Below are 22,990 nucleotides of genomic sequence, written 5' to 3'. Positions count from 1 at the left end.
AGGGCGTCGCCGCCCTCCCCCGATATTTCCTGTCGTGCCGGATCAGGCGGCGAGCTTGCGCAGCACGTACTGCAGGATTCCGCCGTTGAGGAAATATTCCAGCTCGTTGACGGTATCGATCCGGCAACGGGTGAGGAAGGTTTCCTTCGAGCCGTCCTCGCGGGTGAGCTCGACTTCGACGTCCTGGCGCGGGCGGAGGCTCGCAACGTTTCGAATCGTGAAGGTGTCGCCGCCCTTGAGCTTCAGCGTCTCGCGAGTCACGCCTTCGGCGAACTGGAGCGGCAGGATGCCCATGCCGACCAGGTTCGAGCGGTGGATGCGCTCGAAGCTTTCGGTGATCACGGCGCGGACGCCGAGCAGGTTGGTGCCCTTGGCCGCCCAATCGCGCGAGGAGCCGGTGCCATATTCCTTGCCCGCGACGATCACGAGCGGCGTGCCGTCGGCCTTGTGGCGCATCGCGGCGTCGTAGATCGGCATTACCTGGCCGCCATAGCGGGTCATGCCGCCCTCGATGCCGGGCACCATCTCGTTCTTGATGCGGATGTTCGCGAACGTACCCCGCACCATGACTTCGTCATTGCCGCGGCGCGCGCCGTAGCTGTTGAAGTCCTTCTTCGAAACCTGATGCTCCTGCAGGAACGTGCCTGCCGGGCTGTCCGCCTTGATCGAGCCGGCCGGCGAGATGTGGTCGGTGGTGATCGAATCGCCGAGGATGGCGAGGGGCTTGGCCTCGAGGATGTCGGTGACCGGCGCGGGGGTCATCGTCATGCCCGCGAAATAGGGCGGGTTGTGGATGTAGGTCGAGCCGGCGGGCCAGCCATAGGTGTCCGAGCCCTCGACGCTGATCTTCCGCCAGTGATCGTCGCCGGCATAGACATTGGCGTAGCGCGAGCGGAACATCGCATCGTCGATGTTCGCGGTGATCAGCCCCGCGACCTCTTCGTTCGTCGGCCAGATGTCCTTCAGGAACACGTCCGCGCCGTCCGAGCCCTGGCCGATTGGCGTCTCGTACATGTCCTCGGTCACCGTGCCCTTGAGGGCATAGGCCACCACCAGCGGCGGCGAGGCGAGGAAGTTCGCGCGCACGTCCGGCGAGACGCGACCCTCGAAGTTGCGGTTACCCGACAGGACCGAGGCGGCGACGATGTCGTTGCCGTTGATCGCCGCCGAGATCGGCTCCGCCAGCGGGCCCGAATTGCCGATGCAGGTGGTGCAGCCATAGCCGACCAGGTTGAAGCCGATCGCGTCGAGATCCTCGCTCAAACCGGTCTTGTTCAGATAGTCGGTCACCACCTGCGAGCCCGGCGCGAGGCTGGTCTTGACCCAGGGCTTGCGGGTCAGGCCCTTCTCGCGCGCCTTGCGGGCGACGAGGCCGGCCGCGATCAGAACGGACGGATTCGACGTGTTCGTGCAGGAGGTGATCGCCGCGATCACCACGTCGCCGTCGCCGATGTCGTGGTCCTTGCCCTCGACCGGCACGCGCGCGGCATGGTCCTTCTTGTACACCTTGGTCAGGTCGCCGTTGAACACTTCGTCGACGCTGTCGAGGCTGACGCGGTCCTGCGGGCGCTTCGGGCCGGCGAGGCTCGGGCGCACGCTGCTCATGTCGAGTTCCAGCGTGTCGGTGAAGATCGGCTCGACGCTGTCGACGTCGTGCCACATGCCCTGGGCCTTGGCATAGGCCTCGACCAGCGCGACGGTCTCGTCCGGACGGCCGGTCAGGCGCATATAGTCGAGCGTCTTGTCGTCGATCGGGAAGAAGCCGCAGGTCGCGCCATATTCGGGCGCCATGTTGGCGATCGTCGCGCGGTCCGCCAGCGTCATCGCGTGCAGGCCGGGGCCATAGAATTCGACGAAGCGGCCGACGACGCCCTTGGCGCGCAGCATCTGGGTGACGGTGAGCACCAGGTCGGTCGCGGTGATGCCTTCGCCGAGCTTGCCGGTCAGCTTGAAGCCGACCACTTCGGGGATGAGCATCGATACCGGCTGGCCGAGCATTGCCGCCTCGGCCTCGATGCCGCCCACGCCCCAACCAAGGACACCCAAGCCGTTGACCATCGTCGTGTGGCTGTCGGTGCCGACCAGCGTGTCCGGATAGGCGATCGTTGCACCGTCGGCATTCTTCGACGACCAGATCGACTGGGCGATATATTCGAGGTTCACCTGGTGGCAGATGCCGGTGCCCGGCGGCACCACCGAGAAGTTGTTCAGCGCCTTGGAGCCCCATTTCAGGAACTCGTAGCGCTCGGCGTTGCGCTCATATTCGAGAGCGACATTGTCCGCGAACGCCTTGGGCGTGCCGAACTCGTCGACCATCACCGAGTGATCGATGACGAGGTGGACGGGGACCTGCGGATTGATCTTCTGGGCATCGCCGCCGAGCTTGGTGATCGCGTCGCGCATCGCCGCCAGGTCGACCACGCACGGCACGCCGGTGAAGTCCTGCATCAGCACGCGGGCCGGGCGATACTGGATCTCGCGGTTCGAGCGCGCGTCCTTCTGCCAGTCGACGATCGCCTGGGCGTCCTCGCGGGTGACGGTGGTGCCGTCCTCGAAGCGCAGCATGTTCTCGAGCAGCACCTTCATCGAGAAGGGCAGGCGGCTGATGTCGCCGAGCTTCTTCGCGGCCTTGGGCAGCGAGAAATAGTCGTAGCTGGCGGTGCCGACGCTGAGCGTGTCGCGGGTGCCGAGGGTATCGTTGCCGATCGCGGTCATGAGGCGCGGGGTCCTTTCTTTTGTCCGGCCGGGCGCTCGGGGGACGTGGCTCCCTTATAGGGCCGCGCGGGCGCACCGGCGTGCTGCGAATGCGAAGATTCGCGGGTGCCGCTAGCACGCGGGAGGGGCGGGGGGAAGGGGAGGGTTTGGGGGCGGGTGGCTGGAATCTCCGGCCCCGGTTCGGGCGGGGAGCGGATGGGCCGCTTTGCACGCGGATCGCAAATGGCCGCCCATGCGGACGACGCCGGTTCCCGCGCGGATCGGCATTGGCGCGCAATGCGGTCTCGCAGGGCATCCGGCGTCATCTCGAAAGCGGTGTCGCGCATCTTCCCGGTGCGCGCGGATGCATGGGATCAGCGCATCACGGGCGAGATAACGCCATGGCTGCGCCTTTCCTTTCCCATTCATTTCTTTGATTTGATCAAATCGACGGCGAACATGAGCTCAGTATCGACGCCATTCACGAGATCGTCGATCCTTGGGCTTACTCGATAGTCCGGATCAACGCCCCGTCCCTTTGTGAAGGCAACGGCATTCACTGTCTTCATCAAGGGGATGGCCACCCTTATTTTGGAATGAGGGAGGACAAGTCTGGCGATGCGATGGGACGTGTTGCCCTCCATCGTGCCCCCACTCTCTTCTCCTATGAATGTCCCCTTGCGATTGCCCTTCAGAAAATCGGCAACCACCGATGCCATCGAACCTGTCGCGCCGTTAATGAGAACATAGAGCTTTCCTCTGAAATGATTCGCATCTGGCTGCTGCTCATTCAGCAGGGGCATGGAGGTCTTCTTCAGCGCGTACATCCCGGTATCCGTCGGATAGACTGACGAGCCATCGACAGACACGTCGTTGCCATTTTGCAGATGGGCGGTCATCGGCGGCTGCCCCACGAACTTAAACTCAGCGGATGCAAAATGCTGATACGGCCTGTCCAATAGATAGGTCAGCAGTTTCTCTCCGGTTTCGTCGCCGCCTTCATTGTTACGTAAATCCAATATCAAGTTATCGATGCGTTTCTCTTTGAGTTCTTTAAATATGCTGTCATACAGTGCGTAGAAGTCTTGCTTGAAGCGATTTCTATGCCATCTTAGGAATGACGATATGCGTAGATATGCGATATCGCCCTTGACGTATCGGAAATCCAACGGGGCGACGAGTTTTGTTCTGCCATAGAAGTATCTCTTGTAGTCGGGATCATCCATTCCGGAAATAGTCGCTACATTTATCTTGGATCGATCGGATCTATCTATGAACTCTATCGTATAAGATTCAGTGTTTTCCACGAAGATCGGATAATTAAGATCGAAGAGATTTTCCTCTTCGGTCATGCTGTAATCTTCCAGGTGTCTAAGGTCGAAGCTTTGAATATAGCCGTCCGAAGGAATGGTAGGAAGTAGGATGCCGAGAAGTTCTTCCGCCGATTTTCCGTTTATAGAGATGATTTCAGATCCAACGGGGATTGTTCCGGCCGATTGTGCGGCCGTTAGAACGTATATCCTTCGATCGATGATCTTCAGGGAAAGAGGGAAGTGATGGCGGGTGTCTTTTAGCGAGAGATAATAGCCCTCCGACGGTTTGGGTATCAGGTGCTCATCATGGACTCTCGCGCAAATGGTGGCGATGAGCTTATAGAACTCGATCTCCGTTTCGGGCTTGTCCAATGACCTGAAGCCGTCGTCTAGAAGCTTGTTCATGATCGATCGGTCGGTGAAGCGATATAGGCTCGGATACATATTCTCCAAGGCTGCTCTGAGAACCGAATAGTCTTCTTGCAATTCCTTTGGGCTATATATCGTCGGTTGCTGCTTCCCGGGCTCGCTCTGACCGTTTCCACAAAGGGCCACTGCTAACAGCGGGAGTGCGATCGCATTCCTTAGAGCTGAATTCATCTGCGGAGTGCCCTTTCGTCACCATGACATCATCTCGATATCTGCAATGAACGATCGTCTTCGGAATTCGGGGGGTAGTCCATCCCATATTGCGGCGGCATCGTCGTCGCGCGCCCGCTTCCAGCACCCCGCCCAACCCACTCATTTCTCCAGCCGATACACCGCCGTATCCCGCACATATCCGGTCCAGGTGGTAAGGTCCGCCGCGCGCACCTCCACCAGCTCCGCCCCGAGCTTCTCGACGGCGCGGCGGGAGCGGGTGTTGCGGGTGTCGATGCGGAACTGGATCGCGGCATAGCCCCCGGCAAAGGCGCGCTCGATCATCAGCCGCTTCATCTCCGCGTTGAACGGCCCGCCGCGCACCCCCGGCACGATATAGGTCGCGCCGATCTCGATCGCGTCGTCCGTCCCCGGCACCGGGATATAGCTCGTCATGCCGACCAGCCGGCCGGCGGCGCCTTCGTTTCCGTGCCCGTCGAGCACGGCGAACATCGTCCAGCCCGGCAGCGCGCAGGAAGCGCAGCGACGGATCGAAATGCGTGCCGACCATGCTCACCGGATAGATCTCCCAGATATCCGGATCCTCGGCACAGGCCGCGCGCAGCGGCTCGACATGCGCCTCCCCGAACGGCGCCAGCCTGACGCGCGATCCCGCCATCGGCTTGCCCAGCATGGCCATCCCCCCTTCCTTCCCGCCGGTTTTCCCTGGCGTTCCGGCGCGCAGGCTCGGCGCGGATTGCAGCCCAATTGCGGCGTCTTCGCGGGCGGCGCATGGCGAGTGCGTTCGGAGCGACGCCGCGGTTGCGGCTCCGGGAGGCGGCCGCGGGCTATCCGATCGCCGCTGCCTGGTCGAGCAGGGCCGGCCAGTCGAGCGCGAGGCAGGCGCCGATCGCGCGGCCCAGCGGGTCGTGCGGATGCAGCCGGCCGCGGCCGAGCTCGCTGGTCATCGCCGTGCCGCCGCCATATTCCACCTTGATCATCCGCAGGTCCGCGGCTGCCCCCGCGCCGGTGGCATAGAGCGCCGGATCGAGGCCGAGCAGCCCGGCCGCGAGCGGCCTGACCGCCGGTTTCGCGCCGCGCCAGGCCAGCCGGGCCCTCGACTGGAGGCAGCGCACGCCGCGCGCGGTCTGCCCGTGCGGCAGCTCGCAATTGGCGAAGGACGGGTTCAGCCACAGCTTGAGCCACACGGCCGGCTGATGCGAGCGGACGCGCGATCCGATGCGTTCGTTGCTGCCGGTATTGGGCTGGATCACGTTGAGCCGGAACGTGATCGCGCCGCGCATGACCGGCTGGGCCCTGGGGCCGAATTCCTTGCCATAGCCCTCGACCAGCAGCTCCGGCTCGATGCTGGTGCCGTGCGGATCGCGGAACGGTGCCGAGGCCATCACGCGCTCGGCGAGGAAGGCCATGCGGCGCTCGAACAGCGCCTCCTCGTCGGGCCGGGCCTGGCTGCGGGCGATGTCGGCCCGGTACGGACCCGGCGCGGTCCAGCCGGGAACCTCCAGCCCGGGATAGGCGGCCATCGCCGATGCCGGCGCGAGATAGGGCGCGCGCCAATAGACGCCGAGATAGGCGGCATAGTCCTTGGTGGCGCCCGCCATCGGGCTGTCCCAGCCGGCATCGGGGAAGAGCGGCGGCCGGAAGCGGCGATGGCCCGGCATGTTGGGCTCGAGCGCGACGGATCCCGGAGGCGGGGCGACGCCGGCGGACAGCGCCACCGCATTGGGCGGGACCGGGGTGCGGACAGGATGCTCGCGCAGCCCCTGGGGCGGCTGCACCGGGGTGAGGCCCCCGTCCTGGACGAGGAGCAGCAGGGCGGCGGAAAGGGCGAGCGTCTTCATCGGGCGCGGGGTGCTCCGGGGCTGTTCACGCCGTCGACCAGGGCGCGCCAGTCCGGCAGGAAGCTGGCGGCGATCAGCCGGCCATGGATGCTGTCCGGCGAAAGCGAGCCCTGATGGGCGTAGCGTGCGTCGACCGGGTTGCTGGCCCCGGGCTCGACGGTGAGGATCTGGATGTCGGTCTTCGGCCGGGCGGGATCGAAGAAGCGGGGGTTCTCCACCTGCTTGCCGCCGCCGCCGCGGAATTCGGAGACGTGGGTCGGCCGGTCCCCGGCGACGACGAGCGCCGCGAAATCGGGCAGGAACGCCACTTGCGTGCCGTGGTAGCGGCCCCAGGCCGGGCCGCCGCGCAGCGGGATGTTGGACGTGATAGCGATGCCCGCATTGTGCCCCTGCTCCGGCGTGCGCCAGCGGCCGTCGCTGCCCTGCGTCGCTCCGGGCGCGCCGATGCGGAGCGCGGGTGCGCCGATCACCAGGCGGAAGCTGTAGACCTCGACTCCGGCAACGTCCTTGCGGCGCGTCATCCACACCGATCCGCGCAGCGTCATGCCCTGGGCGCGCTGGAGCGCGGGCATCTTCAGCACTGCCTGGTACAGGGCGTCGGCCTGGGCGAACAGGGTGTCGACTGCCGCTTTGGGCAGGCCCGGGTCGGCGAACACCGAAGTGCGCGCGAGCCGCGGCGCCACGGCACCGGCCGCGGTGCGGGACTCGCCCGGCGCGCCGCGCACCTTGGCCTGCGGCCAGCTGCGCCAGAAATCGATGAGATAGTGATAGGCGAAGCGCAGGTCGGTGCCAGGCAGATAGGGGCTCTTCGGGCCGGCCCGGGCGGGCAGGTTGCTGCCCTTGATGATCGGCAGCAGGCGCGATTCGACCGCGGGCGAATCATAGTCGCCCTTCTCGTAGAAGGGCGTCCCGTCCTCGACGCGCAGCAGCCGCGTGGTCTCGACCGGCTGGTCCTCCGGCGCGCGGACTTCCCAGCGGCCATAGGGATCATAGGCGGCACCGGTCTGCGGCCGGTCGGGGATCGTCGCGGGGACCTGGGCAAGGGCCGGTGACGCCCATCCCGTTGCCAGTATCGCCGCAGCCACGACAAGACGCATGCATCCCTCCATCGGGCCATGCGCAAGGACCGGAGCGGCCGGAAGGGGCAATCGGGCTGCGACGGACTTCGCGCGCGGCGCGACCGGTCCGTCCGGTTAGGGCGCGGGCCGAAGCCCGCGCCCACCGATGGAGACCGCCGGTGGGCGCCGGCAGCCCGCCAGGCCCCCGTGTTGCCACGGGCGCCGTGCGGCGTGGGGGCGACCGGTGCCGCGGCCGCCCAAGTCCCTTGATCTGCCCCCGCCTATCGGCATGCGGGGCGCCGTCCTCAAGCGGGACGTTGCCCATTTTGGCGGAACCGCGCGCGCCGGTTCAATCGAACGCCACCGGTGCGGGCCGGCCGGCAAGATAGGCGCGGGCGGGGTCGTGGAGGGGGAAACCGTTTACACCCAGGCGCGCAAGCAGGAGCCGGACGGTGGAGAAGCTCCGGACGCTGGTCGCGATCGATTCGGGGCGGTTGAGCCAGGCCTCGGAGACGAGCAGCTTCTTGCCCACCCGCTCGACCCGGCCGTCCGCAAGCAGGTGGACGAGGCGGCGGCGCACCGTCGCCTCGGGCAGGCCGAGCGCGCGGGCGACCGCGCTGGTGCGCACCGGCCGGCGCAGCGCCGGCGGCGGTTCCTTGCGGCCATCGGCATAATGCCAGGAAAGCTCGCGATCGGCGTTGAGCAGGCGCGAATTGGCCGCATAGATGGTCGAGAACAGCACCAGCTCGAGCCAGTCGCGATGCGTGCGCCGATTGGTGTCGACCACCGCGAGCATCAGGTCGATCGCGGCCTGGACGCCGGCGGCGTGGTGATAGGGGCGTACGGTGCCCACTTCCGGCATCGGCACCCCGGCGCGCGCCATGTCGGCGACGAAGCGGACGGCGGCGTCATGGACCAGCGTGAGGAACTCGGCGAGCGCGGGCGCGCGGAGCTCGGCGTGGCTGGCATGGACGCCGTCCACGCCGCGCTCGCACCAGCCGGCATCGACCAGCGCGTGCACGTGGCGGCGCACCGTCTCGTAGGGGCGCGACAGCGACATGGCGAGCGAGTGGGGGGAAACGGTGGGCGCCAGCCCCTCGCGCGTGCCGAAGGGATAGGTGTCGCGCGTGATCACGGCGAAGATCGTCACCCGGTCGAGATCGCCGTCGAACAGGCGGATCGCGCGCGCCAGCACCGTCGTCTGCAGCTCGGCGAGCAAGCGGGTCATGAGCCGGATCGGCGGGGGATCGGGAGGCAGGCGGATCGACATGCTCTGCGCCGATACTCGCCGTTGCGGGCGCCGGCAGCTAGCCCGGGGACGCGCTATTTCGCCAATTTGAGTAGCAGGAAATGGCGGATTCCCGAGGAAAATCAGCCGAAACCGTCCAATCGGGTAACCATGTTCGGCCTGGCGAGGCCTCAACCGGCCCTTGCCCGCGCGGGCGCGGCGCGGGACAAGCGCGGCAAGGAGACGAGAGGAGCCGCATGAAATCCTGGATCGCCGCGACGCTGCTGGCGCTCGGCACGGTCCCCGTGCCGGCGGCGGCGCAGACTGTGCCCGTGCCGTCCGTGCCCGTGCCCCCCGTGCCCCCTGCACCGCCCGAGCGGCCGGCCTGTCGCGAAGTGGGCGACCTGCCCTTCCTCGTCATCGATGCCGGCAGCGCGGCGCGGCTGGGGGCGATCGGGCTCGACCGGGCAGCGATCTTCGCACAGATGCGCGAGACTTCGATCCCCGAGACGATGGGTTGCTGGGCGATGCCGGTGGGCAATTTCGACAGCCAGCTCGTCTCGGTCGGCATGGCGCAGTGGAATTTCGGGACGGGGAGCCTGCAACCCCTGCTCAAGGCGTGGAAGCAGGCGCAGCGCGGCGGCTTCCGCCGCGCGCGCAAGGCGCTGATGCCGGTCCATGGCAAGACGATCTTCTCGCACGCCTGCCTGGCGGTGCCGGTGAAGCCCCGATGCCGCGAGAAGATCCTGGCGGCGCACGGGCCGGACGGGAAGCTCGATCCCGTCCTGTGGGGCGAATTCAATGCGCTGTTCGAGAGCGACGCGATGCTGCAGGTGCAGCTCGACACCTATCTGGTGCTGCTCGAGGCGGTGCGGCAGGACCTGTTGCGCGTGTTCCCCGATGGGCCGATCACGCTGCGCAAGGTGCGCTGGGCGGTGGACACGAAGGTGCAGCAGGGTGGCTTCCCGCTGGACGAGGACCTGGCGCGACTGCGGCGCAAGCTCGCGGCGATGCCCGAAGCCGATCGCTGGGACCGGCTCGGCGCGATCTTCGCCTGGTACGGCGCCCTGTCGCGCTCGATCGACCAGGACGGCGTGCAGCGGGACTGGGCCTGGAACCTCGATCGCTGGGGCTGCCTGCTCGACGGGCGGCGGATCGATCCGGAGCAATATGAGATGCTCCACCTCACCTTCCTGCGCAGCCGCACCGCGATCGGCAATTCGGGGCGCTGGCAGGCGCTGACCTTCGAACGGCGCGCCAAGATCATCCTCGGGGTGGGCAGCGTCTCCGGCAAGGCGGACGGAGAATGTTTGCGCTGACCCCTTGGAACCGGCGGCGCGGCCATCCATTACGTGACGGGAACATTTATCCGGAGTGCAGGGCGATGCGTGGTTTGCTGGTGGCGGCGGGGTTGTTGGCGGTGGCGGGCTGCGCGAGCCCGCAAAAGGATGCGCGCTACATGGCCGGCCATGCCCGCGCCCAGGCGGACCTCAAGATGGCCGACGGCACCGATGTCGGCAAGGCGATCGCCGAGGAAGTCGACGGGTCGATCCGCGTGATGGTGGAAGTGCACGGCTTGACCAAGGGGGTGCACGGCACGCACGTCCACACCGTGGGCAAGTGCGAGGGGCCGGACTTCGCCAGCGCCGGCGGCCATTGGAACCCGACCGCGCACCAGCATGGCAAGGACAATCCGATGGGCCCGCATGCCGGCGACATGCCCAATCTCTCGGTGGGCGAGGACGGCCGCGACCGCACGATCTTCGTGCTTCCGGGCGGCACCTATGCGGGGCTGATGGACGAGGACGGCGCCGCGCTGGTCGTCCATGCCAATGCCGACGACTACAAGACCGATCCCTCGGGCAATTCGGGCGGGCGCATCGCCTGCGGCGTCTTCCACGCGATGTGACGCGGCGCGGGGCGGGAGGCTGAGGTGACGTCGGTGCTGTTCGTGTGCCTGGGCAATATCTGCCGTTCGCCACTCGCCGAAGGCGCGCTGCGGGCGGCGGCGGAGCGCGCCGGGCTCGACATGGTGGTGGATTCGGCGGGGACCGGCGACTGGCATGTCGGCGCACCCCCCGATCACCGCGCACAGGCGGCGGCGCGGCGGCACGGGGTGGACATCTCCGATCTCAGGGCACGGCAGGTGCGGCCGGAGGATTTTCGCCGCTTCGATCATGTGCTGGCGCTCGACGACCAGAATCTGCGCGACCTCGCGGCGCTAGCGCCGGCGGACGGCACGGCGGAAGTCCGGCTGCTGATGGACTATGTGCCGGGGCGCGAGGGCAGCTCCGTCGCCGATCCCTATTACGGGACGGATCGCGACTTCGATGTGACCTGGGCCGATGTCAGCGCCGCCGCCGATGCGCTGGTGGGGTGGCTGGGGCGGCGCGGCGCAAAGGCCGGGAAGATTCGATAGCGGACATTCACTCGACCCGCAGGCGAAGCGCTATTCGGGCTGTGCCCGCGCGGCGAGCCAATGGAGAGGCGAGCCAATAGAGAACGCCGCTCCGCCAAGGAGCACGCCTGGCTCCCGGCGATGCATGCGAACCCGTTTCGTGCATCGACAGGAGGTGTGTTAGCGATGTATGGCAGGCATGCTCGCTCGGCGGAGGACAAGTGCGTAACAGGATCGGAGTCATATCGGCGGCGCTATTGTCTGCACTGCTGCCGGCAGCTGCCGGCGCTCAGGGACAAGCGGCAAGCGGCGGCAACGGGGCGATGAAGACGTCGGGCACCGTGCGCGTCAGCCTCGCCACCGGCCGGGTGGAAGGCCGTGTCTGCATAGCCGACCGGCCCGCGGAGGTTGCGGGCGCCTTCGCGCTCAACGCCGGTCTGAACGTCGCCAGGGTGACGGATGGCGACGGAAAGGCGGTGGCGTTCGACGGATGGTATGATCCCGGCATCAACGGGGAAGCGCGTGTCTATACCGTCTCCGCTGCGCCCGCCGTCCTCTGCGTCGAATATGTCGGAGCCTATCCGGTCTATCCGGCACATGATGCGCCGGACGATTTCAAGGGCGTGATGGCATTCAACGGGGACAGCGCGCGGTTCGCGGAGCAATCTGCGTGGCTTCCGCTTCCCTTCGACAACAAGGCGAAGGCCCGGGCCGGCACCATGGCCTATGCGCTCGACGTGTCCTGCGAGGGCTGTCGCTTCCTCTACATGAACGGAAGTGCGGCGATCATCGGGGACCATGGGCGCTTTTCCAGCGCCACTGCCCGCCCGCCTCTGCTCTTCGGCGGCAAGGGACCGATCACGAAGACGGCCAACGTCACCATCCTGAACGAGACGGTGGCGCCCGCGCAGGCCGACGCGCTGTCGGCTGCGGTGGGACAGGTCGCCAGCTATTACCGCGACTATATGGGGGCGCCGGTTGCGGATCAGCCGACATTCCTTCGGATGGTGGCGGCCAACCAGGTCAAGCGCGATCGCGAGGGTTCGGAATGGGCCTTCGCCACATGGCCGACGATCGCCATGAGCGGGAGCGTCGGCCGTGTCGGCGCGACGCTCCAGGCTGGCGGGCAAGCGCGGGATGGACGCATCGCCTATATCGCGCATGAGATGGGCCATTATTATTTCGGAACGCTCGCCCGGTCCCCAGGCCCATATTTCTGGTTCATGCTGGAATCGACGGCGGAGTTCCTGTCGATCAAGGCATTGCGGGCGCTCGGTGGCGAGGCCGCCGCCCAACGGCATATCGCCGGTCTCGCGGCGGAGGTGAACGGCCATACCCAGCCGTTCGTGGCGCTCGACAAGATCACGGACGGTGCCTCCATCGGCGGGACCTATCGCTACCATTACGGCCCGCTGCTCCTGCTCTCCCTGGAGCGACAGGTGGGAGAGGCGAAGATGCGCGCCTTCCTGCGGGGCCTGCTTTCCGCGCGGAATGTTCGCACATGGGCCGATCTTCAGGGCGTGGCCGCACGCGCCGGCATCGATGATGCCGCCTGGGAACGGTGGCGTAGTACCTGTGTCGCCGATGGAAGGCGTGTTTGCCAGAGTCAGGACTCGTTGGGCAAAACCGGCAGATGACGGTGGCGGGCGCGATGGCGGCGAAGGTTGCGAAGCGATCTTCCTCCCGGATCGGACTGTCCCCTTCGTTCGGGAAACCCTGCCGAACCCTGGGCATGCTCGGCTGATATGGCGCCGATGATGAGCCGCCAAGCTCTGCCCCTCATGCGCCGCCGCGTCTTTCCCCGGCGGACGCAGCATGTATAAACCACGGCCGGGGCGGGGGCGCATGGGGAGCATGGATGGCTGAAGCCGATGCCGCCTGGCCCAGCCACGGCGGAGAGACAGGGGAAAGGCTGCGGGCGCCGGACTTCGCGGTGCCGGAGCTCGGTCCGGTCGCGGACTGGCCGCGCGAGCTCAGGCAAGCGATCGACCTGATGCTCGCTTCGCCGCAACGCGCCTTCGTCACCTGGGGCCCCGACTATCTCTTTTTCTACAACGACCGGATTCTCGACGCCTATCGCGACGAGAACGCGCGGATCTTCGGCCGCTCCTATCGCAGGAGCTGGCCGGCCGTGTGGGAGGAAGTGGGCACCTATTTCGAGCGGGCGCTCGCCGGCGAGCCGGTGCTCCGCCCCGGCCTGCACGTGCAGACCACGCGCGGCGGCGGCGAGAAGATCGACATCCATGTCGACCTGTCGATGACGCCGATCCGCGATGCCGCGGGCAAGGTGGTGGGCATCTTCGGCACCAGTGCCGACCGGACCGAGCATTTCCAGATGGCGGCGCGCGAGCGGGAAGCGCGCGAGGCGCTGGAGGAAAAGTCGCGCACGCTGGAAGTGGTCAACCAGGCGGGCACCGCGATCACGGGCGAGCGCGACAGCGCGCGCGTGGCGCAGACCGCGGTGGATGCGGGCGTGGCGCTGATCGGGGCGAAGTTCGGCGCCTTCTTCTACAACAGGACCGACGAGGCCGAGGGCGAGCGCTACATGCTCTATGCGCTGGCCGGGGCGCCGCGCTCGGTGTTCGACAAGTTCCCGATGCCGCGGATCACCAAATTGTTCGAGCCGACCTTTGCCGGCACGGGCATCATCCGGGTCGACGACGTCACCGCGGATGCGCGCTACGGCCGGAACGCGCCGTTCAAGGGCATGCCCGAGGGGCATCTGCCGGTGCGCTCCTATCTGGCCGTGCCGGTGCGCACCCCGGCAGGCGACGTGATCGGCGGCCTGCTCTACGGCCATCCCGAGCCCGGCCGGTTCAGCGCGGCGGCCGAGGCAAGCCTGGTGAGCCTGGCCGGCCAGGCGGCGCTGGCGATGGACAATGCCCGGCTGTTCGAGGCGGTGGCGCGCGAGCTGGCGCGACGCGCCGCCGCCGAGGAAGAGCTGCGCCTGCTCAACGAGCGGCTGGAGACGCGCGTCGCCGAAGCGGTGGCCGAGCGCGAGACGGTGTTCGCCGCGCTCCAGCAGGCGCAGAAGATGGAGACGATCGGCAAGCTGACCGGCGGCGTGGCGCATGATTTCAACAATCTGCTCCAGGTGATCTCGGGCAACCTCCAGCTGCTCGCGCGCGACGTGCAGGGCAACGACAAGGCCGAGCGGCGGGTGGCGAACGCGCTGGCGGGGGTGCAGCGCGGATCGAAGCTGGCCAGCCAGCTGCTCGCCTTCGGCCGGCGCCAGCCGCTCGAGCCGCGCGTGCTGAACGTCGGCCGGTTCCTGGGCGGAATGGAGGACATGCTGCGCCGCGCGCTGGGCGAGGCGATCGCGATCGAAGTGATCACTTCGGGCGGCTTGTGGAACTGCCAGGCCGATCCCACCCAGCTGGAGAATGCGATCCTCAACCTCGCGATCAACGCGCGCGACGCAATGGCGGGCAGCGGCAAGCTGACGATCGAGGCGGCCAACGCCTCGCTCGACGATGCCTATACCAGCGGGCTGGATGACGTGCCGCCGGGCCAATATGTGATGCTGGCGGTGACCGATACCGGCACCGGCATCGATCCGAAGCTGATCGAGCAGGTGTTCGAGCCGTTCTTCTCGACCAAGCCCGAGGGGCAGGGATCGGGGCTGGGGCTGTCGATGGTCTATGGCTTCGTCAAGCAGTCCGGCGGCCATGTGAAGCTCTATTCGGAGCTGGGCCACGGCACCACGCTGAAGCTCTATCTGCCGCGCGTGCGCGGGCGCGAGGAAATGGTGGCGGCGTCGCCCGAGACCGTGACGATGCGCGGCGGCGAAGAGACGATCCTGGTGGCCGAGGACGATCCGGACGTGCAGGCGACGGTGGTCGAGCTGCTGACCGATCTGGGCTATGTCGTGCTGCGCGCCAATGATGCGCAGAGCGCGCTGAGCGTGATCGAGAGCGGGATGGCGATCGACCTGCTGTTCACCGACGTGGTGATGCCGGGCACGCTGAAGAGCCCCGAGCTGGCACGGCTGGCGCGTGCGCGGCTGCCCGCGCTCACGGTGCTGTTCACTTCGGGCTATACCGAGAACGCCATCGTGCATGACGGGCGGCTGGACGCCGGCGTGGAGCTGCTCTCCAAGCCCTATACGCGCGAGCAGCTGGCGCGGAAGGTGCGCGCGGTGCTGGAGGCGAAGCGGCGGGGCTAGGGTCCGTCAGGCCTGCAGCGGATAGCGTGCCACAGCCTCGTATCGCGCGCCTTCATGGCCGAGATGGCTCTCGAACAGGTGGAAATGGTCGAGCGCGAAGGGCGGGCTCGCGAGGCCGGCATGCGCTTCGACGAAGCGCGCGGCGGCTTCGGCGGGGGCGTTCATCCGGGCCAGGGTGACATGGGGGAGATAGGCGCGGCGCTCGGGCGGCTGGCCGGCGCGTACCAGCGCCTGGTCGATCTTGCGGTGGAGCCCGGCAAGGCCCTCGCGCGGGCGGATGCCGGCCCAGACGGCGTTGATCCGGCCGCGGCTGTCGAATGTGCCGACGCCCTCCAGCGCGACTTCGAGCGGCGGCCAGTGCACGGCCGAGAGCGCGAGCGCGGCATCCTCGGCGGCGCGTTCGTCGACTTCGCCGATGAAGCGCAGGGTGATGTGGAGCTGCGCGTCGTCCTGCCAGCGGGCACCGGGAATGCCGCCCATCAGCGCGCGCAGCTGGGTGCGGATCGGAGCGGGCGGACGCAGGCCGACGAACAGGCGGATCATGGCCTGGGCACTAGCGCGCCCGGTTTTGCTTGAAAACACCCGGCGCGGGGGCGATATTCACGGATACCGGCAGGTGCCGGGCAAAGGAGTTTTGAAATGGCTGACTGGTCGGATCCCCGGACGGGCGCGCCCTATGTGACCGCCGGCGCGGGCGCTGATGCGCGCGACGCGGGGCTCAGGTCCTATATGCTGTCCGTCTACAACTACATGGCGTCGGGCGTGCTGCTGACCGGCATCGTCGCGTTCGTCTTCGCCAAGAGCGGAGCGATCGACACGCTGTTCGCGGTGCAGGAGAATGGCCGCGTCGCGCCGTCGCTGCTCGGCTGGCTGGTGATGCTGGCGCCGCTCGGCATCGTGCTGGTGATGAGCTTCGCCCAGCGGAGCCTCTCCACCCCGGCGATGCAGGCGCTCTACTGGGTCTATGCGACGACGATGGGCCTGTCGCTCTCGACGATCTTCCTGCAATATACCGACAGCTCGATCGCGCAGGTGTTCTTCGGCACCGCCGCGGGCTTCGCCGGGCTGAGCCTGTGGGGCTACACCACCAAGCGCGACCTTTCGGGCTGGGGGACGTTCCTGATCATGGGCGTGGTCGGACTGATCGTCGCCTCGATCGTCAACCTGTTCATCGGCTCGGGCCCGCTGAGCATGGCGATCAGCGTGATCGGCGTGCTGCTGTTCGCCGGCCTCACCGCCTATGACACGCAGAAGATCAAGAGCCTGTACTTCTACGTCCAGGGTACGGACATGATGGGCAAGACGGTGGTGATGGGCGCGCTGACGCTCTACCTCGACTTCATCAACATGTTCCTGTTCCTGCTGCGCCTGTTCGGTAGCCAGCGGAACTAGGCTTCGGCAGCGGAAGCGGAAATCGCGGCCCGGCGGGGAAACTCGCCGGGCCGTTTTCTTTTCTGCCCGGGCGAGAGGCGCGTGCTGGAACGCGAATCGAAGGGCGTTCGTTACAACCCGGCAACGCTCAGGAGAGTGAGTCATGGACGCGAACCCGATCGATCCGGCGGTGGACCCCCTGTCGGCGGCACCGGGCCCGGATGAGGAAACCAAGCGCACGGCCGCGCAATCGGCCGATGCCGGCACCGACGAATCGATCGCCGAGCGGCTGGCGCGCAACCCCGAAAGCAGGGAGGCCCGGCTCGACCGGGCGCTCGACGAATCGATGGACGCGTCGGACCCGCCCGCCTCGACCCAGCCGGTGCACAGCCATCGCGGCGGCGACCTGCCCGAGAGCTCGGGCTATGATCCCAGGAAGGAAGCCAGGCTGGCGCAGAGCGAGGACAAGGGCGTTATCGGCCGGATCCTGGCGAAGATCGGCCTCGGCTAGGGCCGACCGCAGCGGCTTCGCCGGCGTCGGGCCGGCGCGCCCTGCAGGGGCCATCCCTCGGCTATGGCCGCGAGCCTTGTTTCCGGGCGCGGACATCTCGATCCACACGGGATGAGGCGGGTCAGCCGCATCGGGCGGCGAGCCGCTGATCGACGGCATCTTCGATCGGCCTGGCGGTCCTGACGACATTCCTTCCCGCCTCGTCCTTCGCGATCACGAACAGGAAGTCGCGATCGCCCCGCAGATCGGCATGCGCGAAATAGCGCACCGGCACGGTAGGCGCGGCGGCGTGTCCCCTCAGCACCTTGCGGATCTTCAGCTTCGCCGTGATCCACCCATGGCCGAGCATATCGTCCTCGCTATCGACTGGCGTGTAGTCGAGGCTCCTCGCCCGCCCGATCGCCACCAGGTCGCCGCAGCCATAGCCTATCGGCGCGTCCTGGGCCGCGGCTGCCGAGGGCATGGTGGACAGCGCGATCGCGAGTGCCGGGGCGAGAGGCCGGTGCGGGCGCGGCTTCATATCCGCCCGCAATCGCTCGCCGGCCTTTGCCCGGCGAAGCGCGCGTCGATCCAGTCGAGCGTGGCCGCGGCGGCGCCGGCATTGCGCGTGGCGGCGGGATGGTCGCCGCCGGGCAGCGACAGGTAGCGGAGCGGCGCGCCGGTGCGGCAGCGCTGGCGGGCGAAGGCGAGCGTCACGGCCGGCGCGACCACGGTGTCGGCGGTACCCTGGACGATCAGCAGGGGGCCGGATACCGCGCCGGGCACGACGCTGTTGGCGCGGGCGATGCCGGCCCAGGGTGGCGTATCCGCCATGTCCTTGCTGCGCAGCGCCCCCCGGATCGCGGCGATGCCGAGGATGGTGCCCAGCCGCGGCTTCTTGCCGAGCTCGATGCAATTGTTGCGCGCCAGCCGGGTGGCGACTCCGGCATTGGTCTTGTTGAACAGGCTGGAGAGCGGATGGCCGAAATGCTGCGACCAGCTATAGGCTGCATAGGCTGCCAGCATCGCCCGGACATTGGCATCGCTGCCCGAGCGGAGATTGGCGGCGAGATCGGTGGGCGGCGCGGCGGCGGCGGTGCCGAGCAGGCGCAGTTCGGGCGCGTAGCGCGCGGCCTGCGCCGCGGTCCACAGCGCCGCATGGCCGCCCTGCGATTCGCCCCAGACCGCGAAATCGGCGCCGGCCCGGGCCTCGCGCAGCGACCGGGCGGCGCGCACCGCGTCGAGCACCGCCCGGGCAGTGTCGATGCCGATCAGATAGGGATGGGCCATGGGCGAGCCGAGCCCCGGATAGTCGGGCGCGACCACCAGATAGCCGCGCGCGATCATCTCCGCGAGCGCGGGCGTCGCCTGCCAGAAATCGGGGCTCAGCGACGGCGCGCATTTCTCGACCACGCCCCAGGTGCCGTGCGTCCAGGCGATCACCCGGCGCGGCGCGGGCGAAGGCGCATGGTCGCGCGGGGCGACGATCATGCCGGTGACCCGGATGGCCCGGCCATGCGCGTCGCTGGTCCAATAGGCGATGCGCCAGCTGCGCATCGCGTCCGGCCCTCCGGAGACCGGCTCGGCGGAGATCAGCGTGCCTGGGGATTCGCCAGGCCTCTGGGCGCGCGCCGTGGCGGGCAGGGCGATGAGGAGCAGGATGGCGGACAAGAGGGTGCGCAGCATGACGAGCCTCCTTCGATGCGCCGCTTATCCCAGATCGGGCGCCCTGCCTCAACCGGTACGGGCCATGGCGCGGTTCGTGGCGATGCCGGGATCGGGCGCGCATGCCTCTGCGACGATCCATTCCCGGAACGCGATCATCGCGGGCCCCGGCGTGCGCGACTGGAGCCAGGTGAGCCAGTAGCGTCCGGTCGAGACTTCGAGCGCGAAGGGGCGGACGAGCCGGCCTTCGTCCAGGTGGCGGGAAAGCATCGCCGGCGGAGCGAGCGCGACGCCCATGCCCAGGATCGCCGCTTCGGCCATTGCCAGCGAACTGTCGAACACCGGGCCGCGCAGGGGCGGCGGCGCGATGCCGGCCTGGGCGAGCCAGCGCGGCCATTCGTCGGCGCGGTAGGAGCGCAGCAGCGGCAGGGCGAGCAGATCGGCGGGGGCGGCGAGGCGCGCGGCCAGCTCGGGGGCGCAGAGCGGCGTGAGCGGCGTCTCTACCAGCGGCACCGCTTCGGTGCCGTGCCAGGCGCCGGCGCCGAAGCGAATGGCGTAGTCGAGCCCTTCGCCCGCCAGGTCGACGCGGTTGTTGTTGGTGAACAGGCGCAGGTCGATGCGCGGATGCGCGGCGTGGAAGGCGGGGAGCCGGGGAAACAGCCAGCCGGTGGCGAAGGTGCCCACCGCGGCCACCGAGAGCAGCTGTGCGGCAGTGCCGCTGGCGATGCTCTCGACCAGCTCGGCGATGCGATCGAAGCTGTCCCCCAGCGCGGGGAGCAGCGCCAGCCCTTCGTCGGTGAGCGCAAGCCCGCGCGGCAGGCGGCGGAAGAGCTGGGTGCCCAGGCGCTGCTCCAGGCCCTTCACCTGGTGGCTGATCGCGGCTTGCGTCACGCACAGCTCGATCGCGGCGCGGGTGAAGCTCAGATGCCGTGCCGATGCCTCGAAGGCGCGCAGGGCATTGAGGGGGAGGTGGGGGCGGACCATCGGGCGCCAAGCATAAGTTCAGCTAATGCCGGGCGCCAGTGGGGTGGACGGGTTGCGCGCCGGCGGGCGACGTGGCCCGCATGGTCGCGCTATTCCCAGCCCTGCTCGGTCCGGGCCGTGGCGGGGAGTTTCTCGAAGCGCTGCAGCGCCGGGTCGAGATAGTCCCAGGGCTGTGCCGCCACCGTCCACAGCGCGACGCCGGGCACGAAGCGCTCGGGCGCATCGAGCGTGGCGGGGCTGACGATGAACAGCTCGGGAATGTCCGGGAAGGTCATGAAGACCGGGGCGCCGCAGGTGCCGCAAAAGGCCCGGCTCTTGCGCGTGCCCTGCTCGCCCGTGGTTTCCCAGTGGCTCGGCGTGCCGGTGGTGCGGACATCGGCGCCGAAGAAAGTGAGGTGCGAGCTATGGCCGGTGCCGCTGGCAAGCTGGCACTGGCGGCACTGGCAATGGTTCATGTCGACTGGCTCGCCGATGACTTCATAGCCGATCGCGCCGCAGGCGCAGCGGCCGGTATAGGGCAGGCTTCCGGGCATCGTCCGCTCCTTGCTGGATCGTGGTTCAGTCGGCCTCGGCCTCGGCCGCGACGGTGCCGACCTGCTTCACCACCTTTTCCCAGCCGCGGTGCATATTGGTGAAGGCAGTCTCGTTGCGCGGCAGCTCGAAGCCCGAATGGGTGAGCCGCAGCAGCGTGCCGCCGGCCACCGCCGCGAGATCGAAGGTGACCACGGTGTCGAGCCGCGAGCCATAGCCTGCGTTCGCGGCATGGCCGCCAACCCAGCTATAGGCGAAGCGCGTGTTCGGGACGACGGTGAGCACTTCGCACCGGATCGTGCCGTCCCATTCGCCGGCGGGCGTGGTCTGATAGGTGAAGCGGTTGCCCACCACCGGCTCGAAGCCCCTGGGCTCCATCAGCCAGCGCCCCATCAGCGCGCCGCTGGTCAATGCCTTCCAGATCAGTTCCGGAGCGTGCGGAAGCAGTTCCTCGACGAGGATCTGCCGGGTGGCGGCATCGGTTTCGGTCATGGGTCGATTTCCTTGAGCAGGCTGCGGAGGTCGGAGAAGCGATCGCGCCAGAACAGGTCGTAGTGGCGCATCCAGTCGAACAGCGGATCGAGGCCGTCGGGCCGCGCGCTGTAGAAGACCTGGCGCCCCTGCGGCCGTTCGGCGACGAGCCCGGCCTGTTTCAGCGATTTCAGATGTTGCGAGATCGCTCCCTGGGTGACGCCGCTGCCGCGCGTGAGCTCGGCGACGCTGATCTGGTCGCTGCGCACGATCCGCTCGAACACCGACCGCCGGGTGGGGTCGGCAAGGGCGCGCATCACGGTGTCGAGGGGGGCTGCCTGGAGCATGAAGATCAATTAGTATATGCTAATGCATTAGTCAATACTAATTGATCTGACATCCAGATGGCCGGCCGACCTGATCCGCGCCATGGCGGGTGGCTTTCACGCCGGCGACTCGCTAGGCTGTGCCATCGCTGGCAGTTCCGTTCGTAGGCGCCAGCGACTGAGAGACCTCCGTGCTCCCGCTTACGCAATGGGAGCCGCGCATTGGACCTCGACACGCCGCCAAAGGATCCGGCCGGAGAAGATGCGGCCAAGCCGTTGCGGACCAATGGTTTCCGGCGCAAGTTCGCCGAAGCGCGGCTCTCGCCCGAGAGCGTGGAGCGTCAGGGTCGCGTTGCGCGAATCGCGTTCGAGGCGCTGGGGCGCGACGGCGCCACTGCCTTTCTCAACGGACATGACGACGCGCTGGGCGGGCGCCCGCTCGACCTCGCCATTGCGAGCGCCGAGGGGCTGGTCGCCGTCGAGCAGGCGATCGCCGCGCGCCGCGGGGCGCAGTGAGGCACGGGGCGGCGCGCGATGCCGTCATCGTCACCAGCCCCGAACTGATCCGCGCACATGCGACGCTGCGGCGGGGCTCGCATTTCCTGGCGCTCGGCCTGGGCGGCCCCGGCGCGGCGCCGCGCGCGATCGAGGGGCGCCACCGGGCCAAGGTGATCGGCAACGGGCTGCGCGAACTCGATTGTTTCCTCAACCTGCTGGTCGGCGAGGCGGCGCGCTGTCGCGGCATTGCGATGCCCAGGGGCGAACGCAACACCGCGAACAAGCTGGCCCGGCTGCGCCGCGCGCTCCGCGTGCCCGATCCGGACCATGCGCGACTGATGGCGCTGGGGCGCTCGCGCAATTGCCTGTTCCACTGCGCGGGCACGGTACGGCGCGGCGATCGCCGCGGCGAAGCGGCGATGACCACGGGCTGGCACGGCGAAGGCGGCGCCCTGCGGCGCGTGCCCGTCGGCGCGGAGCTGACCATTTCGCCCACCGATCTCTCCGAGGTCTGCCTCTTCTATCGCGATATCGCCGACCGCCTGCTCGCCGAGGCGCGCGGCATCTCGAACGGAACATCATGAACCCGAGCAACCCGCACCATTATGCCATCCGGATCGAAGCGGACGATATCGACGCGCTGGGGCATGTGAACAACGCGATCTACCTGCGCTGGGTACAGGCGGCGGTGGTCGATCATTGGGAACGGCTGGCTCCGCCCGAAGCGGTGGCGGCGCATCGCTGGGTCGCCGTGCGGCACGACATCACCTATCGCAAGCCCGCCTTCCTCGCCGACGCGCTGGTCGCGACGGTGGTGCTCGAGAGCGTGCGCCGCGAAAGTGCGTTCTACGACACGGTGATCCGCCGCGGCGCCGAGACGCTGGCCGAAGTCAAGTCGCGCTGGTGCTGCCTCGACGCCGCCACCCTCCAGCCGGCGCGGCTGCCGGCGAGCACCGTGGCATGTTTCCTGCCGCCGGTGGGGATGGCCATCGCTTCCTAATTTGGCGGTCCCGCCTTTGCCTCCCCCGCACCGGGATGCTTTACTTCGGGCCAATATACCCATAGGGGGTATGGGTATGGCGCATCTCTCCCATGGTAACGACGCGCTGCTGGCGCGGGTCCGCCGGATCGGCGGGCAGGTCGGCGCGGTCGAACGGGCGATGCAGGGCGATTCGAGCTGTGCCGAGATATTGCAGCTCGTCGCGGCGGTGCGCGGGGCAGTGAACGGGCTGCTCGACGAAATCATCGCCGACCATCTCCAGGCGCATGTCGCGCATCCTGCCCTCAGCGATGCGGAGCGCGCCCAGGGGGCCGAAGACCTGCTGGCGGTGATCCGCCGCTACGCCAAATAGGATCC

24 protein-coding genes are annotated in these 22,990 nt (G+C 68.0%); 11 read left to right on the top strand and 13 right to left on the bottom strand.

Annotated elements, in window-relative coordinates; all coding sequences use genetic code 11:
• Nucleotides 1–42: 42 nt before the first annotated feature.
• From acnA to BGP17_RS04830, 6 genes are all read right to left on the bottom strand, one after another.
• Nucleotides 43–2,715: an aconitate hydratase AcnA gene (gene acnA / locus BGP17_RS04855; RefSeq protein WP_286711187.1), complete on the bottom strand. Its 2,673-nt coding sequence runs from the start codon at nucleotides 2,713–2,715 to the stop codon at nucleotides 43–45.
• Between the two features lie 404 nt (nucleotides 2,716–3,119).
• Entirely contained in the window at nucleotides 3,120–4,412 is a 1,293-nt protein-coding gene (locus tag BGP17_RS04850) for a S41 family peptidase (protein ID WP_286711186.1), read from the bottom strand.
• Nucleotides 4,413–4,748: 336 nt separating this feature from the next.
• On the bottom strand, nucleotides 4,749–5,099 hold the full coding sequence (locus tag BGP17_RS04845; RefSeq protein WP_286711185.1) for a GNAT family N-acetyltransferase: 351 nt from the start codon (nucleotides 5,097–5,099) through the stop codon (nucleotides 4,749–4,751).
• Between the two features lie 335 nt (nucleotides 5,100–5,434).
• Nucleotides 5,435–6,448 carry a hypothetical protein gene (locus BGP17_RS04840; protein WP_167301580.1) on the bottom strand — a complete coding sequence of 338 codons (1,014 nt, stop codon included), beginning with the start codon at nucleotides 6,446–6,448 and terminating at the stop codon, nucleotides 5,435–5,437.
• Nucleotides 6,445–7,545 (bottom strand): hypothetical protein, encoded by a 1,101-nt coding sequence (locus tag BGP17_RS04835; RefSeq protein WP_286711184.1) that lies wholly within the window; start codon nucleotides 7,543–7,545, stop codon nucleotides 6,445–6,447. Before BGP17_RS04835 ends, BGP17_RS04840 begins: the two co-directional genes overlap by 4 nt.
• 310 nt (nucleotides 7,546–7,855) lie before the next feature.
• Nucleotides 7,856–8,734, bottom strand: coding sequence for a hypothetical protein (locus tag BGP17_RS04830; RefSeq protein ID WP_167301578.1), 879 nt, complete (start codon nucleotides 8,732–8,734; stop codon nucleotides 7,856–7,858).
• Between the two features lie 257 nt (nucleotides 8,735–8,991).
• Here BGP17_RS04830 and BGP17_RS04825 point away from each other — a divergent pair, with 257 nt between their 5' ends.
• The 5 genes from BGP17_RS04825 to BGP17_RS04805 all read left to right on the top strand — a co-directional run bounded on the left by BGP17_RS04825 (nucleotide 8,992) and on the right by BGP17_RS04805 (nucleotide 15,297).
• Nucleotides 8,992–10,053 carry a hypothetical protein gene (locus BGP17_RS04825; protein ID WP_286711183.1) on the top strand — a complete coding sequence of 354 codons (1,062 nt, stop codon included), beginning with the start codon at nucleotides 8,992–8,994 and terminating at the stop codon, nucleotides 10,051–10,053.
• Between the two features lie 65 nt (nucleotides 10,054–10,118).
• The gene (locus BGP17_RS04820; RefSeq protein ID WP_167301576.1) at nucleotides 10,119–10,643 is read left to right on the top strand and encodes a superoxide dismutase family protein; all 525 of its coding nucleotides are present in this window, start codon (nucleotides 10,119–10,121) and stop codon (nucleotides 10,641–10,643) included.
• Nucleotides 10,644–10,667: 24 nt separating this feature from the next.
• Entirely contained in the window at nucleotides 10,668–11,153 is a 486-nt protein-coding gene (locus BGP17_RS04815) for a low molecular weight protein-tyrosine-phosphatase (RefSeq protein WP_286711182.1), read from the top strand.
• A gap of 200 nt (nucleotides 11,154–11,353) precedes the next feature.
• Nucleotides 11,354–12,769, top strand: a complete 1,416-nt coding sequence (locus BGP17_RS04810) for a M1 aminopeptidase family protein (protein WP_286711181.1) — start codon at nucleotides 11,354–11,356, stop codon at nucleotides 12,767–12,769.
• A 221-nt stretch (nucleotides 12,770–12,990) separates the two neighbouring features.
• Nucleotides 12,991–15,297, top strand: a complete 2,307-nt coding sequence (locus BGP17_RS04805; RefSeq protein ID WP_286711180.1) for a GAF domain-containing hybrid sensor histidine kinase/response regulator — start codon at nucleotides 12,991–12,993, stop codon at nucleotides 15,295–15,297.
• A 6-nt stretch (nucleotides 15,298–15,303) separates the two neighbouring features.
• On the opposite strand, the gene thpR is transcribed toward BGP17_RS04805, so the two are convergent.
• Entirely contained in the window at nucleotides 15,304–15,840 is a 537-nt protein-coding gene (gene thpR / locus BGP17_RS04800) for an RNA 2',3'-cyclic phosphodiesterase (RefSeq protein WP_286711179.1), read from the bottom strand.
• A 96-nt stretch (nucleotides 15,841–15,936) separates the two neighbouring features.
• Between thpR and BGP17_RS04795 the strand changes: the two genes are divergently transcribed.
• Both BGP17_RS04795 and BGP17_RS04790 read left to right on the top strand, forming a co-directional pair.
• Entirely contained in the window at nucleotides 15,937–16,689 is a 753-nt protein-coding gene (locus BGP17_RS04795) for a Bax inhibitor-1/YccA family protein (RefSeq protein ID WP_286711178.1), read from the top strand.
• A gap of 142 nt (nucleotides 16,690–16,831) precedes the next feature.
• Nucleotides 16,832–17,179 carry a hypothetical protein gene (locus BGP17_RS04790; protein ID WP_286711177.1) on the top strand — a complete coding sequence of 116 codons (348 nt, stop codon included), beginning with the start codon at nucleotides 16,832–16,834 and terminating at the stop codon, nucleotides 17,177–17,179.
• A gap of 121 nt (nucleotides 17,180–17,300) precedes the next feature.
• Here the strand turns inward: BGP17_RS04790 and BGP17_RS04785 are convergent, their stop codons facing one another.
• From BGP17_RS04785 to BGP17_RS04760, 6 genes are all read right to left on the bottom strand, one after another.
• A complete protein-coding gene (locus tag BGP17_RS04785; protein WP_286711176.1) occupies nucleotides 17,301–17,699 on the bottom strand; it encodes a hypothetical protein in 399 nt (132 codons plus the stop codon).
• Nucleotides 17,696–18,844, bottom strand: a complete 1,149-nt coding sequence (locus tag BGP17_RS04780; protein ID WP_286711175.1) for an alpha/beta fold hydrolase — start codon at nucleotides 18,842–18,844, stop codon at nucleotides 17,696–17,698. Before BGP17_RS04780 ends, BGP17_RS04785 begins: the two co-directional genes overlap by 4 nt.
• Before the next feature lie 48 nt (nucleotides 18,845–18,892).
• The gene (locus tag BGP17_RS04775) at nucleotides 18,893–19,807 is read right to left on the bottom strand and encodes a LysR family transcriptional regulator (protein WP_286711174.1); all 915 of its coding nucleotides are present in this window, start codon (nucleotides 19,805–19,807) and stop codon (nucleotides 18,893–18,895) included.
• 89 nt (nucleotides 19,808–19,896) lie between these two features.
• Nucleotides 19,897–20,340 (bottom strand): GFA family protein, encoded by a 444-nt coding sequence (locus BGP17_RS04770; protein ID WP_167301567.1) that lies wholly within the window; start codon nucleotides 20,338–20,340, stop codon nucleotides 19,897–19,899.
• Between the two features lie 25 nt (nucleotides 20,341–20,365).
• Complete coding sequence (locus BGP17_RS04765; RefSeq protein WP_286711173.1) at nucleotides 20,366–20,830, bottom strand: SRPBCC family protein; 465 nt, start codon at nucleotides 20,828–20,830, stop codon at nucleotides 20,366–20,368.
• Complete coding sequence (locus BGP17_RS04760) at nucleotides 20,827–21,156, bottom strand: ArsR/SmtB family transcription factor (protein ID WP_086130816.1); 330 nt, start codon at nucleotides 21,154–21,156, stop codon at nucleotides 20,827–20,829. Before BGP17_RS04760 ends, BGP17_RS04765 begins: the two co-directional genes overlap by 4 nt.
• 201 nt (nucleotides 21,157–21,357) lie before the next feature.
• Here BGP17_RS04760 and BGP17_RS04755 point away from each other — a divergent pair, with 201 nt between their 5' ends.
• The 4 genes from BGP17_RS04755 to BGP17_RS04740 all read left to right on the top strand — a co-directional run bounded on the left by BGP17_RS04755 (nucleotide 21,358) and on the right by BGP17_RS04740 (nucleotide 22,985).
• Nucleotides 21,358–21,651: an antitoxin Xre/MbcA/ParS toxin-binding domain-containing protein gene (locus BGP17_RS04755; RefSeq protein ID WP_286711172.1), complete on the top strand. Its 294-nt coding sequence runs from the start codon at nucleotides 21,358–21,360 to the stop codon at nucleotides 21,649–21,651.
• Entirely contained in the window at nucleotides 21,648–22,217 is a 570-nt protein-coding gene (locus BGP17_RS04750) for a hypothetical protein (RefSeq protein ID WP_286711171.1), read from the top strand. The genes BGP17_RS04755 and BGP17_RS04750 overlap by 4 nt, the downstream gene beginning before the upstream one ends.
• Complete coding sequence (locus BGP17_RS04745) at nucleotides 22,214–22,633, top strand: acyl-CoA thioesterase (RefSeq protein WP_167301563.1); 420 nt, start codon at nucleotides 22,214–22,216, stop codon at nucleotides 22,631–22,633. The genes BGP17_RS04750 and BGP17_RS04745 overlap by 4 nt, the downstream gene beginning before the upstream one ends.
• Nucleotides 22,634–22,709: 76 nt before the next feature.
• On the top strand, nucleotides 22,710–22,985 hold the full coding sequence (locus BGP17_RS04740; RefSeq protein ID WP_286711170.1) for a metal/formaldehyde-sensitive transcriptional repressor: 276 nt from the start codon (nucleotides 22,710–22,712) through the stop codon (nucleotides 22,983–22,985).
• Nucleotides 22,986–22,990: the final 5 nt, after the last annotated feature.

The sequence above is a fragment of the Sphingomonas sp. 67-41 genome, assembly GCF_001899725.1.
Classification (GTDB): Bacteria; Pseudomonadota; Alphaproteobacteria; order Sphingomonadales; family Sphingomonadaceae; genus Sphingomonas; species Sphingomonas leidyi.
This window is presented reverse-complemented; position numbering and strand designations above follow the sequence as displayed.

What these genes read in the sequence shown, in the direction of transcription:
- BGP17_RS04785 (WP_286711176.1), bottom strand. Translation starts at nt 17,699, where the DNA reads ATGAAGCCGCGCCCGCACCGGCCTCTCGCCCCGGCACTCGCGATCGCG.
- BGP17_RS04780 (WP_286711175.1), bottom strand. Translation starts at nt 18,844, where the DNA reads ATGCTGCGCACCCTCTTGTCCGCCATCCTGCTCCTCATCGCCCTGCCC.
- BGP17_RS04760 (WP_086130816.1), bottom strand. Translation starts at nt 21,156, where the DNA reads ATGCTCCAGGCAGCCCCCCTCGACACCGTGATGCGCGCCCTTGCCGAC.
- BGP17_RS04745 (WP_167301563.1), top strand. Translation starts at nt 22,214, where the DNA reads ATGAACCCGAGCAACCCGCACCATTATGCCATCCGGATCGAAGCGGAC.
- BGP17_RS04740 (WP_286711170.1), top strand. Translation starts at nt 22,710, where the DNA reads ATGGCGCATCTCTCCCATGGTAACGACGCGCTGCTGGCGCGGGTCCGC.
- BGP17_RS04775 (WP_286711174.1), bottom strand. Translation starts at nt 19,807, where the DNA reads ATGGTCCGCCCCCACCTCCCCCTCAATGCCCTGCGCGCCTTCGAGGCA.
- BGP17_RS04795 (WP_286711178.1), top strand. Translation starts at nt 15,937, where the DNA reads ATGGCTGACTGGTCGGATCCCCGGACGGGCGCGCCCTATGTGACCGCC.
- BGP17_RS04790 (WP_286711177.1), top strand. Translation starts at nt 16,832, where the DNA reads ATGGACGCGAACCCGATCGATCCGGCGGTGGACCCCCTGTCGGCGGCA.
- BGP17_RS04805 (WP_286711180.1), top strand. Translation starts at nt 12,991, where the DNA reads ATGGCTGAAGCCGATGCCGCCTGGCCCAGCCACGGCGGAGAGACAGGG.
- BGP17_RS04770 (WP_167301567.1), bottom strand. Translation starts at nt 20,340, where the DNA reads ATGCCCGGAAGCCTGCCCTATACCGGCCGCTGCGCCTGCGGCGCGATC.
- BGP17_RS04825 (WP_286711183.1), top strand. Translation starts at nt 8,992, where the DNA reads ATGAAATCCTGGATCGCCGCGACGCTGCTGGCGCTCGGCACGGTCCCC.
- BGP17_RS04830 (WP_167301578.1), bottom strand. Translation starts at nt 8,734, where the DNA reads ATGACCCGCTTGCTCGCCGAGCTGCAGACGACGGTGCTGGCGCGCGCG.
- BGP17_RS04840 (WP_167301580.1), bottom strand. Translation starts at nt 6,448, where the DNA reads ATGAAGACGCTCGCCCTTTCCGCCGCCCTGCTGCTCCTCGTCCAGGAC.
- BGP17_RS04850 (WP_286711186.1), bottom strand. Translation starts at nt 4,412, where the DNA reads ATGAACAAGCTTCTAGACGACGGCTTCAGGTCATTGGACAAGCCCGAA.
- BGP17_RS04820 (WP_167301576.1), top strand. Translation starts at nt 10,119, where the DNA reads ATGCGTGGTTTGCTGGTGGCGGCGGGGTTGTTGGCGGTGGCGGGCTGC.
- BGP17_RS04765 (WP_286711173.1), bottom strand. Translation starts at nt 20,830, where the DNA reads ATGACCGAAACCGATGCCGCCACCCGGCAGATCCTCGTCGAGGAACTG.
- BGP17_RS04845 (WP_286711185.1), bottom strand. Translation starts at nt 5,099, where the DNA reads ATGTTCGCCGTGCTCGACGGGCACGGAAACGAAGGCGCCGCCGGCCGG.
- thpR (WP_286711179.1), bottom strand. Translation starts at nt 15,840, where the DNA reads ATGATCCGCCTGTTCGTCGGCCTGCGTCCGCCCGCTCCGATCCGCACC.
- acnA (WP_286711187.1), bottom strand. Translation starts at nt 2,715, where the DNA reads ATGACCGCGATCGGCAACGATACCCTCGGCACCCGCGACACGCTCAGC.
- BGP17_RS04835 (WP_286711184.1), bottom strand. Translation starts at nt 7,545, where the DNA reads ATGCGTCTTGTCGTGGCTGCGGCGATACTGGCAACGGGATGGGCGTCA.